Here is an 11,762-nt window from a genome sequence, read left to right as displayed (position 1 = left end):
TGACATGGTGTCCACCTACGACGAACTCGCCGGCACCCGGCCGCGGATCCGCCGGGACGTGCTCTACACCCAGACGCCCACCGGCGTGCACTTCCACAACGCGCGCGGCGGCTTCAGCGTCGTCATGCCGTCGGCCTACCGCTTCGCAACGCTCATGGTCCCGCACCTGACAGGCGACCACACGGTGGCGGCGCTCTGCGAAGGGCTCGGCGAGAAGCAGCGCGCGATGGTGGTCCGGCTCGTCGGTACGCTCTACGCGCGTGGCTTCGCCCGCGACGCCGTCCCAGTCGACCCCGGCGCGGAGCCGCTCGACCCGGCCGTGGCCGAGCGGTTCGCCGCACAGGTCGACTACATCGACCACTACACCGACGGCTCAGCCGAGCGCTTCCTGCGCTTCCGGCAGACCCGGGTCGCCGTCGTCGGCGACGACGCGGTCGCCCGCTGGGCCGCGCTGAGCCTGATACGCAACGGCTGCGCCGCCGTCGCGGTGCCGCACTCCATCGACCGCCCAGGCAACGGCTTCGCCGAGGTCACCGCGGAGGCCGCGGCGCTACGGGAGGCCGGCTGCCCCGCCGAGGTCGCCCTGCTCGACGACACCGCGGGCGCCGACCGGGCCGCGTACGGCTGGGACGACCTCGACGGCTACGACATGGTGCTGGTCACCGGCGCGCACGCCCCACGGCGGCTCGCCGCGCTGCTCGAAGCGGGCCTGCCCGCGGGGCGGCTGCTGCTGCCCGCCTGGCCGTTCGGCGACTCCGTGGTGATCGGCCCGCTCATGTCCCGCGGCGCCGCGGGCTGCTGGACCTGCGCCGCGCTGCGCCTCGGCGCGAACGGCGAGGCGGGCGCCGCCGCCGACGTCTGGAGCGCCATGGCCCCGGGCGGCCCGCGCGAGAGCGCCGCGCCCGCGGTCGGCGGCCCGCTGGCGGCGATGATCGGCAACCTCCTCGGCTACGAGGTCTTCCGCCGCACCACGGGTGTGCTGCCTGCCGAGACCGAGAACCAGCTGCTCATCCAGCACACCGACTCCCTCGACACCACGGCGGAGCCGCTGCTTGCGCACCCGCGCTGCCCGCACTGCGCGACCGCGCCCGGTACTGCCGAGCAGGCCGTACTGCTGGCGGAACTGCCCGCGCACGCGGACACCCTGCCGGCCGGACAGGCGCCCGGCGCGGGAGCCGACTCGGGCACCGGCACGACGGCCGGTGCGGCGGCGGACACGACGCCCGGCAGCGTCTCGCCGCTCGGCGGGCCGGTCGGTGACGGCGCCGCGGAGGAGGACGCCGCACAGGCCGCGCTCGCCGAGATCTCCGAGCGGGCGGTGCTGGTGCGGCCGCAGGCCGGTGTCTTCGCCGCCTACGCGGACGAGGACTGGGCGCAGACGCCGTTGAAGGTCAGCACCGTGGTGCTGGGCACCGGGCACCGGGAGCGCCGGGAGGTCACCGCCTTCGACGTGCACCATGTGGCCGGGGCGCGGCTGCGGGCACTGCACCGCGCGGCCGAGGTGTACGCCGAGCACGTCGTCCCGGTCCAGCAGGCCCTGTCAGGCGCGGAGTTGGAGGCCGCCCGCGGCAAATGGCGGGCCGTCGACCCGGCGCGGCTGACCATCGCCTCGGGGCTCGGCACACCGGCGGAGCTGATCGCGCGCTGGTGCCCGGCGACATCGCTGCTCAGCGGTGAGACGCTGCTGGTGCCGGCCGCGGCCCTGCGGCCGTTCGGCCCCGACAACCAGGCCCGCATCGTCGAGCCGACCGCCGCGGGCACCGGCGCGGGCGCGACCCCGGCCGCGGCCGCCGCCCGCGGCCTGCGGACCGCGCTCGCCCACGACGCGCTGCGCGCCGCGCTCGGCGGCTCGCTGGCCGTGGGACTGCTCGCACCGGCGGAAGCGGACGCGGACGACGCCGAGATCACCTTCCTGCTCCGCTCCGCAGCGGGGCTCGGCGTGGAGCTGGAGATCCTGGAGCTGGGCGCGGGGCGGTACTTCCTGCCGGTCGTCCTCGCCAGGGTTGTGGACCCGGCCGGCGGCCGCCCGCGCTGGGCCGTGGCCGCGGGCCTGCGCCGCCGCGACGCGATGCTGACCGCGGTGCGCGACCTGCTCGGCGCCGTACAGACCGGCGGCACGCCCGACCTCGGCGACCCGCTGCTGGCCGACCTCGACCCGGCAGCTCTCACCCCGGGCGGTGAGCCGTCCGCCGCCGCGCGGGACACCGACTGGCCCGCGGTCGCCGCGGCCCTGCGCGCCGCGGGCCGCGACGCGCTGACCGCCCCTTCGCACACCCCCGATCTGGCCGCGGGCCGCCTCCACACCACCCGCGTCCTCCTCACCACCCCCGAGGCCCACCGGTGACCCCACCCCCGCCCGAATCGTCGCCACCCGCCCCGACCCCGGCCGCCACGGCGCTGCCCGGGACACCTGCCGGCCTGCCCCGGCCGGGTGCCGTGGCGGGCGCGGGCCCTGCCGTCGCTCCAGCAGGTGGCGCGGTGTCGCCCGGCGCGGGGGAGAGGGCTGCGCTCGGCGCTCCGGCCGGTACGTCGCGGCCGGGTGCCGTGGCGGGCGCGACGGCGGCGCTCTTCTCCGCGGGCGCCCTCGCGGGCGCGGGCCCCGCGGTCGCCCCCGCCGCAATCACGGCGTCACCCGGCACGGGTGAGGTGGTCGCGGCAGGCGTGCCGGTCGGGATACCGGGCCCGGTGGCCGGGCCTGCCGGCGCGGCCGGTGACGGCGGCGGCCCGCCGGACGGCGGGCGGATGGGGCGGGTCGGGTACTGCGGTCCCCTGCGGGACGCCTGCGAGCGGCTGGCGGCGGGCCTGGCCGGGCGCACGGGCGACGGTGTCGTCGTCGGGGCGCTCGGGGTGCGGGACGAACTGGCCGTCGGCGGGGGCGAGGACGTGACGGGCGGCGGGGTCGGGGTGTTCCGCTACGGGCACCTCGTGCTCGTCGGGCCGTTCGCCCCCGACGGCGACGCGGGCTGCCCGCGCTGTCTGGCGCGGCGCTGGCAGGGCGTAAGGTCGCGGGCCCTGCGGGAGGCGCTGGAGACCGGGGCCGGTACCCGGGCCGCCGGCCCCCTCGCCGGTGACCCGGCGTTCGGGGTGGACGCCGTCGCCGCGCTGATCGCGGCGCACCGGGAGCGGGCGGGCGGCGACGGCCTGCTGCCGTACGCCTTCCTGCTGGACACCGAGACGCTGCGGGTGACCCGCTTCGCCTTCGTGCCCGACGCCGAGTGCCCGAGCTGCGGGGTGCGGCCCGAGGACACGGCGGCCGGTGCGCGGATCACGTTCGCGCCGGCCCCGAAGCCCGCGCCCGACGTCTTCCGGCTGCGGCCCGCCGACGACTACGACGTGCCCTTCGAGGCGTTCGTCAACCCGGCGGCCGGGATGCTCGGCCCCTCCGTGGTGCCCGACCTGATCTCGGCGTCCACGTCGTCGACCGTCGGTTCCTTCCTGCTGCGCTCCGGCGACTACCTCAGGGAGTGCTTCTGGGGCGGCCACACCCCGCGTTACCGGTCGAGCGAGCGGGTCGGCCTGCTCGAAGGCCTCGAACGCTTCGCCGGGATGCGCCCGCGCGGCAAGCGCACCGCGGTGACGGCCTCGTACGACGGACTCGCCGCCACGGAGCCGGTGCTCGACCCGCGCAGCTGCGGCCTGTATTCGGACGACTTCCACCGGGCCGAGCCGGGGGTCCGCCCCTTCGACCCCGGCCGGCCGATCCCCTGGGTGTGGGGCTGGTCGCTGCGGGACCAGCGCCCGCTGCTCGTACCGGAGATCCTGGCCTACTACCACGCACCCGGCGGCCTCGAACACCGCTTCGTGCAGGAGAGCTCCAACGGCTGCGCGTCCGGCGGCAGTCTGGCCGAGGCCGTCTACTACGGCCTGATGGAGGTCGTCGAGCGAGACGCCTTCCTGCTCGCCTGGTACGGCAGGGCGCCGCTGCCCGAGATCGACGGCGCGGCCGTGCGCAGCCCGCAGACCCGCGCGATGATCGACCGGCTCGCCATGTACGGCTACCGCGCCCGCTTCTTCGACACCAGGATCACCTTCCCGATCCCGGTGGTCACGGCGGTCGCCGAGCGGGTCGACGGCGGCCTGGGCCGGCTGTGCTTCGGGGCCGGCGCCGGGCTCGACCCGGAGGCGGCGATTGCGGCCGGACTGTGCGAGATCGCCACCGACGCGGTCAACCTGCGCCGCAGGACCGCCCGCGACGAGGCCCGGCTGCGGTCCCTGGCCGCCGACTTCGACCGGGTCCAGGTGCTGCACGACCATCCGCTGCTCTACGGGCTGCCCGAGATGGCGGGGCACGCCGACTTCCTGCTGCGCGGCGACCGCCCGCTCGTCGCGCCGGCCGGCCTCGCGGCGACCGGGCCCGGCACCCTGCCCGCGGCCGACGACCTCGGCGACGACGTCGCGGCCTGTGTCGGGGCGGTCGCCAAGGCCGGCTTCGACGTCGTCGTCATCGACCAGACCATGCCCGAACAGCGCGAACTCGGCTTCCACACCGCAGGGGTGATCGTGCCGGGCCTGCTGCCCATCGACTTCGGCTGGCGCCGGCAGCGCGCCCGCCACCTGCCCAGGACGCGGACCGCGCTGCGTGCGGCGGGCCTGCGCGACCGGGACCTGACCGCCGACGACCTCAACCAGGCCCCTCACCCCTTCCCCTGAGCGCCCCCCCGCACGCGCCACCCGCACCCGCGTCACCCGCACCCGCGCCATCGCACCAGCCGAACCCGCACAGAGAGGAAACGCCCGTGGGATTCGCCCATGAGTACGCGACCGCCATCGTCCGGCGGGGCAGATATCCCATGGAGCCCGCCGACTTCGTGCCCGACTGGGCCGACCGGCCGCGCAAGGGCAAGCACTTCCCCGGCGCGGGTGCCTTCCCGCTGCCGCAGGCGGCGGACCTGGCCGGCGGGGCGGCGGCGACCGTGCAGCGCGGCCTGTTCGGGCCGCGGGGCGCAGGCGCCTTCACCCTGCCGCTGCTGGCCGGGATGCTCCAGGAGTCCTACGGGCTGGTCGGCCGCAGGCTCGCGGTGCAGGCCAACTCCGACCTGGGCACGCTGCCGATGTACACCCAGGCCAACTGGTCGCGCGGCACCGCGTCCGGCGGCGGCCTCTACCCGGTCGGCGTCCACTGGGCGGCCGGGCCCTCGGGCCCGCTGACGCCCGGCGTCTACTACTACTCGACCCCCCACCACGACATGCGGCGGCTGCTGGCGGGCGACGTCACGGCCGAGGTCCGCGCGGCAGCCGGCGGCGACCTGGCGGAGTACGACCAGTTCCTGGTCCTCGGCGTGCGCTTCTGGCAGAACGCCTTCAAGTACAACAGCTTCAGCTACCACGTCGTGGCGATGGACACCGGAGCCCTGCTCCAGACCTGGCGGATCTGGGCCAGGGCGCACGGGCTGCACATCGGCCCCGCGCTGTGGTTCGACGAGGCCAGGCTCGGCCGGCTGCTGGGCCTCGAACAGGACGAGGAGGGCGTCTTCGCCGTCGTCCCGCTCGCCTGGGAGCGGCCCGCCGCGGGCTCGGCGCCGCCGGCCGTACCGCCCCGGGTGCGGTACACCGACCAGGAGCGCTCACGTACCACCATGACCTTCGAGACGGTACGCCGCATGCACGCCGCGACGCTCGAATCCGCCGCCGACCGGCCGGCGGCCGGGGCGCTGGACGCCGCGCTCGCGCTGCCGGTGCCCGCGGGCGGCGAGCGCACCGCACTGCCGGCGCCGCGCAGCCTCGACACCCCGGTCGGCACCGCGCTGCGGGCCAGGCGCAGCAGCTTCGGCCGCTTCCAGGCCACCACACCGCTGCCCGCCGACGCGCTGTCGACCGTCCTGGCCGCCGCCGACGCGGCCGCCTCCCTCGGCAGCGACGCCGAGACCCCGGGCGCCGGGCCGCTCAGCCGCTGCTACGTCTTCGTCAACCACGTGGCGGGCGTCGAGCCCGGCAGCTATCTGCACGACCGTACGGACGGCTCGCTGCGGCTGGTCAAGGCAGGCGCACCGGGGGAATTCCTGCAGCGCAACTACTTCCTGGCCAACTACAACCTGGAGCAGGCGGCCGCCGTCATCGTGCCCGTCGCCCGGACGGCCGCGGTGCTCGACGCCGTGGGCGACCGGGGCTACCGGCTGGTCAACGCCGTGATCGGGGGCATGTCCCAGGCCGTCTACACCGCTTCGGCCGCGGCAGGACTGTCCTGCGGGGTGGCACTCGGCTTCGACGCGATCTCCTTCACCGAGGAACTCGCGCTCGAGGAGACCGGCGAGGTGCCGCTGCTGATCATGATGATCGGCCACGAGCGCCCCCGCCCCGCCGACTTCCGCTACGACCTCGCCTGAGCCGCCCCGGCCGCCGGGCCGCGGCAACCCGCCGCACGCAAGGACAGCGGATCCGAGGACGGATCCACGGACGGATCCAAGGACAGAGAAAGGAGCGGCATGAGCGTCAACGCCGCCGCGCCGGACACCGGGGACAGCCACCGGGACTGGCTGCTGCACCGCCGCTTCATGCTGCGGGTGGCCGGTCTCCCGGTCGAGGCAGTGCACCGGCTGCGCAGCCCCGGCGCCAGGCGATGGGCCGACCAGGTGCTGGCCGCCGAGAAGCAACTGGCGTCCATCGCGGCCGACTTGAACGACCCGCTCACCGTCCTGGTCAAGGCCACGGAGGACGACGCGGACCGCCGTGCCGTGCTCGCGCTGCGCCGCCAGGTCTTCAACGACCGCCTGCCGCGGGACCCCGACGCGGTCCGCCGGCTGGCCGCGGCACTCGGCGGCGGCACCGGCGAGCTGCTCACCGGCTGGCTGGACGCCCGGCTGCGGCTCGAAGAGCTGCGCGGCGCGGGCGGCCCGCTGCTCGACGGTGAACTCCAGCGCAGCCGGGCCGAGTTGCGCGACCTGGCCGGCGAGGACCGGCTGCGGCTGGCCCTCGCCCTTGCCTCGCCCACCCTCGACGGGCAACTCGACGCCTTCATCGCCGACCGGGCCCCCGTGCCGGACAAGCGCACCAGGAAGAAGGAACGCTCGCTGCTGGCGTACCTCTACCGCACGGCCTGCAAGACCAGCCCGTTCAGCACCTTCACCGCGGTCTGCGAGGGCACCTTCGGCGAGGTCGGCCCCGAGGTGCGCACCGGCGGCGGCTGGACCAGCCACCCACGTCTCAACGTCGTGGTGCTGGCCAGGCTCGCCGAGCTGATCGCCGCCGACGCCGCCCGGCGCGACGACCTGCCGGTCACCCTGTCGGCGGGCTGGGAGCTGGACGAGGACCGCATCCGCTACGTCCGCCGCTCGGTCACCGCGGGCGACGACAGCGCCGCGGTCAGCTTCGACGCGGCCCACGACCGGCTGTTCTTCCTGCGCAACAGCGGCACCCTGGAGCGGCTGACCTCGCTCTTCCGCGACCAACCGCATTTGCGGTACGCGGAGTTGACCGGCTGGCTGACGACAGAGACCGGGGCGTCAGGCGAGCAGGCCGCGCACTACGCCGCGACCCTCCTCGACCTCGGCATCCTGCAGATGACCGGGCTTGCGACCGATGTGCACACCGCCGACCCGCTGCACTCCTTCCGCGGCGCCCTGCGCGCGCTCGGCCGCGACTGGGCGGACGGCGTCGCGGACCGCCTGGAGGGCCCCGCGGCCTGCGTCGACCGCTACCGGGACGCGGACGTCGCCACCCGCCGCGCGCTGCTCGCCGCTCTGCGCCGCGATCTGCTCGCGCTCCAGGGCGACCTCGGCGCTGCCGCACCCTCGCTGCCGCAGACGCTGCTCTACGAGGACGTCCGCGAGGAGCCGGTCGCGGCCGACCTCGACGAGTGGACGCGGCTGGCCGCCGATCCGCTGCACGCGCTCACCGGGGTGCTGCCCGCCTTCGACGTGGCCCTGCCGCAGCGGCTCACCCTCAAGGGCTTCTTCCTGGCCCGCCACGGGCGCGGCGGCCGCTGCGACGACCTGCTGCGGCTCGTGCACGACTTCCACGAGGACATCTTCACGCAGTACCTCCAGTTCACCTCGCTCAAGTCGCCCTGGGCTGAGGACGGATCGCACGCGCCGGAGGAGAACTGGCTCGGCATGCCGGAGGTCGCCGCCCTCGACACCGCCCGCGCCGCCTTCACCCGGCGGATGCGCGAGCACTGGGCGGCGCACCCGGAGGGCGGCGAGGAACTGCGGATCGCTGAGGACACGGTGGCCGAGGTGACCGCGGAACTGGCCCCGCTCGGCTCGTCGTTCGCCCCGCACAGCCACTTCCTGCAACTCGCCCGCCGCGCCGGCGACCCGCTGGTGGTGCTCAACAACTCCTACGGCGGCCTGTGCTTCCCCTTCACCCGCTTCACCCACTGCTTCGACTCCGGCGCGGGCACCGGCGCGGCCACTGGCGCAGGCGCCGACCGCGATTCCGGCACTGACTCCGGCGCGGCCACCGGCGCGGGCGCCGACCGCGACCCCGGCACTGACTCCGGCGCCGGCACCGGCCCAGGCGCCGGTGCCGACAGTGCCACCGCCGCCGGGGGCCCGCGGGGCGACGCCGGCCTGACCGGGCGGCTGCGAGCCGCGCTTCGTGCCTGGCAGCCGCCGGGCGCGGTGTTCGCCGAGATCACCGCGGGCTCCGCCACCACCAACCTCAACCTGCACGGCCGGCTCACCGACTACGAGATCGTCTGCCCTGGCGAGAGCAGCACCGCCCCTGCGGCGGCCAGGATCGACCTGGACGACCTCTACGCCGAGCACGACGAGGCCGCCGACCGGCTGGTGCTCCGCTCCCGCCGGCTCGACCGCGAGGTGATACCGCTCTACCTCGGCTACCTGGTGCCGATGGTGCTGCCCGAGGTGCCGCGCACGCTGCTGCTGCTCTCGCCGACCTCCCGGGCGTCCTTCGACGTGTGGCGCGGCGTCCCCGAGGCACCCGGGCGCGACGGCGTCACCGCCAGGCCCCGGGTCCGCTACCGCAGCCTGGTGCTGCACCGCAGGGCCTGGACAGCCGCACCGGGCGCCCTGCCGGTGCGCGAACCGGGCCTCGACGACGCCGCTTTCTACCTGCGGTGGCAGCGCTGGCGCCGCGACCACGGTCTGCCGGTGCGGGTGTTCGCCACGCTGCACGAGCAACGCGACGACTCCGCGGGCGGCTTCGGCGCCGTCTTCGGCGGCTCCAAGCCGCAGTACGTCGACTTCGACAGCCCGCTGTCGCTGATGGCCCTCGACGCGCTGACCGGCGGCGGCCGGACCAGGACGGTCTTCGAGGAGATGCTGCCGGGCGAGGACGAGCTGCATGTGCGCTCCCCGCGCGGCCACCACGTCGCAGAGCTGGCCGTGGAGATCATCCCCCGCGCGGCGGCGCCTGCCGCCGCGGCCCGCACAGGAAGGCAGGACAGCGCCGTATGACCACCTCAGAGGCGGCGCCCGCCGCCGTCAGCGGCCGGGGGTCCGCCGAGACCCGCGGCGACTGGCTGGCCTTCCACGTCTTCTACGCCGCCAGCCCCCGCCCCTTCCTGCTGCGCTGCGTCCGCCCGCTGGTCGCGGAGCTGACGGGTGAGGGCCTGCTCAGCGGCTGGTTCTTCATCAACTACTGGCTGGAGGGCCCGCACATCCGGCTGCGGATGCGCCCCTCCTCGCCGGCCGCCGCACCCGAGGTCGCCGACCGCGTGAGCCGCGCGATCGAGGCCTTCCTGCGGGAGCGCCCCGCCCTCTACGAGGTCAAGGGCGGCTTCCTCGCCGACCTCTACAACACCCTCTTCGAGCTGGAGTTCCCCGGCGGCGAGCGCAACGGCCTGGTCGACGCGGACGGCCACATGAAGCTGCGGCCCAACAACACCTTCAGCCCCGAGCCCTACGAGCCGGAGTACGGCAAGTACGGCGGCCCGGCCGGGATCGAGCTGGCCGAGTGGCACTTCCAGCGCTCCAGCGAACTGGTCTCGGGGGCGCTCGGCACGATGAACCTGCACCTGCGGACCGTACTGCTCGGCGTGGCCGCCCAGTTGATGATGACCATGTCGGGCTGTCTGCTGCGCGAGGAGCAGGCGCTGCTGGAATTCCTCGACCGCTACCACGACTTCTGGAACTCCGCCTTCTCCACCACCAACTACACCGCCCAGGACGGCTACGACCGCGCCTACGGCACGATGGACGCGCTGCCCGCCCGCTTCCAGCAGATCCGCGCCGCCGTCGCGGAGCCGGCCCCCGAGAAGCTGCCGAGCTTCCTCGGCGGCTGGGCCGAGCACTGCCTCGACCTGCGGGAGCGGGTCGTGGCACTGGCCCGCGGCGGCGACCTGGTCTTCAGGTCCTGGGACGGCAGCCGCGACCTCCCGGTCACGGAGCCCGGCCAGGCCCTGCCGATGCTGCTCTCGCCCTACATGCACATGACCAACAACCGGCTGTCGGTCACCGTCCGCGACGAGGCCTTCCTGTCCTACGTGCTGGCCCGCGCGCTGCGCGAGCCCCGCCCCACGGCGGCGCCATGACCACCGGCGGCCTGCTCGACCTGCGGCCCGCGCTGCGGCCCGGCATCCTCGTCGGGCCGGCGCTCACCCGCGGCCCCGCCGTGGTCCACCTGCTCAAGGACCCGGTCACCGGGGTGCGGATGGAGGTCGGCGCCAAGGAGCACTTCATCATCGCCCGGCTCGACGGCACCCGGTCGCTCGCCGAGATCGGCGCGGAGTACGCGGCCGGCTTCGGCGCCCGGCTGGGCGACGCGCAGTGGCAGCAGATGCTGCGGCTGCTCTCCACCCGCCAACTGCTCGACGGCGGGCGCCCGGTCACCGTGCCGCCCGCCGCAGCCGCCGCCGTGGCCCGGCCGCCGGCCAGGTCCGGCCTGATGAGCGGCACCACCCGGATGGTCGCCGACGCGCCCGCGCTGATGGACCGGCTGCACCACGCCACTGCCTTCGCCCGCAGGCCGGGAGTACTGGTCCCGCTGCTGGTGCTCGCCGCCGCGGTGCCGGTGGCGGTCGCCGTGAAACTCGGCGAACTGGCCGACCAGACAGGCCGGCTGTACCACCAGCCGGTGACCCTGGCCGCCGTCGGCTGCGTGCTGTGGGTCAGCCTCGGCCTGCATGAGCTGGCCCACGGCCTGGTGGCACGGGCGTACGGGCTGCGGGTCGGCGAGATCGGCCTGCGCCGGGTCTGGGGCCTGATGACGTACCTCTACTGCGAGGTCGACGACGTGCAGTTCCTCGACCGGCGGGCACGCCAGGTGGCCGTCGCCGTCGCGGGCGCGGTGGCCAACCTGCTCTTCCTGCTGCCCTTCTGGCCGGTGTGGGCCCTGCTTCCGGACTCCGCGCAGGCGCTGCCCGCCCTCGGCGGCCTGCTGCTGCTCGGCACCGCCATGGCCCTGCTCAACCTGCTGCCGCTGCCGCCGCTGGACGGCTACAAGATCCTCGGCTACGCCCTGGGCACGCTGCGGCTGGCCACCGAGAGCCGGAGCTTCCTGGCGGTCGCGGCGGGATCGCTCCGCCGCGGCCGGGGCGACGCCCGCGCACGGCTGGCCCGCTACCCGGTCAGGCTCCGCGTCGTCCACGGCGGATTCGCCGCCTGCTGCGCCCTGCTGGCCGCGGCCGCACTCGTCGGCGCGGGCCTGCTGTGCCGCGCCACCCTGCCCGGCCGCTACGACTCCTGGACCTTCTACCTGCCGCTCGCCCTGATCGCCGCCGCCCTGCTCCTGCGCGTGCTCGGCCTGCGCGCTGCGGCGATGCGCGCACGCGCCGCCGCCCGCAAGGGCGTACCGGCCGCGCCGGTGCGGGACGAGACGGCGCCGCACACCACCGAGCCGCACACCACCGAGCCCGTACGGCA

Annotated in this window: 5 protein-coding genes; all 5 read left to right on the top strand. The window is 75.6% G+C overall.

What is annotated here, in order from left to right; genetic code table 11:
* The first annotated feature begins 4 nt into the window (after positions 1 to 4).
* Positions 5 to 2,344, top strand: a complete 2,340-nt coding sequence (locus tag ACGFMP_RS28405; RefSeq protein WP_393675900.1) for a TOMM precursor leader peptide-binding protein — start codon at positions 5 to 7, stop codon at positions 2,342 to 2,344.
* 398 nt (positions 2,345 to 2,742) lie between these two features.
* Entirely contained in the window at positions 2,743 to 4,650 is a 1,908-nt protein-coding gene (locus tag ACGFMP_RS28400) for a TOMM precursor leader peptide-binding protein (RefSeq protein ID WP_393675899.1), read from the top strand.
* A gap of 86 nt (positions 4,651 to 4,736) precedes the next feature.
* Positions 4,737 to 6,323: a nitroreductase family protein gene (locus tag ACGFMP_RS28395; RefSeq protein ID WP_393675864.1), complete on the top strand. Its 1,587-nt coding sequence runs from the start codon at positions 4,737 to 4,739 to the stop codon at positions 6,321 to 6,323.
* A 99-nt stretch (positions 6,324 to 6,422) separates the two neighbouring features.
* Entirely contained in the window at positions 6,423 to 9,356 is a 2,934-nt protein-coding gene (locus ACGFMP_RS28390) for a lantibiotic dehydratase (RefSeq protein ID WP_393675863.1), read from the top strand.
* The gene (locus tag ACGFMP_RS28385) at positions 9,353 to 10,432 is read left to right on the top strand and encodes a lantibiotic dehydratase C-terminal domain-containing protein (protein WP_393675862.1); all 1,080 of its coding nucleotides are present in this window, start codon (positions 9,353 to 9,355) and stop codon (positions 10,430 to 10,432) included. The genes ACGFMP_RS28390 and ACGFMP_RS28385 overlap by 4 nt, the downstream gene beginning before the upstream one ends.
* Positions 10,433 to 11,762: the final 1,330 nt, after the last annotated feature.

The sequence above is a fragment of the Streptomyces sp. NPDC049040 genome (assembly GCF_043197715.1).
Taxonomy (GTDB): domain Bacteria; phylum Actinomycetota; class Actinomycetes; order Streptomycetales; family Streptomycetaceae; genus Actinacidiphila.
This window is presented reverse-complemented; position numbering and strand designations above follow the sequence as displayed.

What these genes read in the sequence shown, in the direction of transcription:
- ACGFMP_RS28405 (WP_393675900.1), top strand. Translation starts at nt 5, where the DNA reads ATGGTGTCCACCTACGACGAACTCGCCGGCACCCGGCCGCGGATCCGC.
- ACGFMP_RS28400 (WP_393675899.1), top strand. Translation starts at nt 2,743, where the DNA reads ATGGGGCGGGTCGGGTACTGCGGTCCCCTGCGGGACGCCTGCGAGCGG.
- ACGFMP_RS28390 (WP_393675863.1), top strand. Translation starts at nt 6,423, where the DNA reads ATGAGCGTCAACGCCGCCGCGCCGGACACCGGGGACAGCCACCGGGAC.
- ACGFMP_RS28385 (WP_393675862.1), top strand. Translation starts at nt 9,353, where the DNA reads ATGACCACCTCAGAGGCGGCGCCCGCCGCCGTCAGCGGCCGGGGGTCC.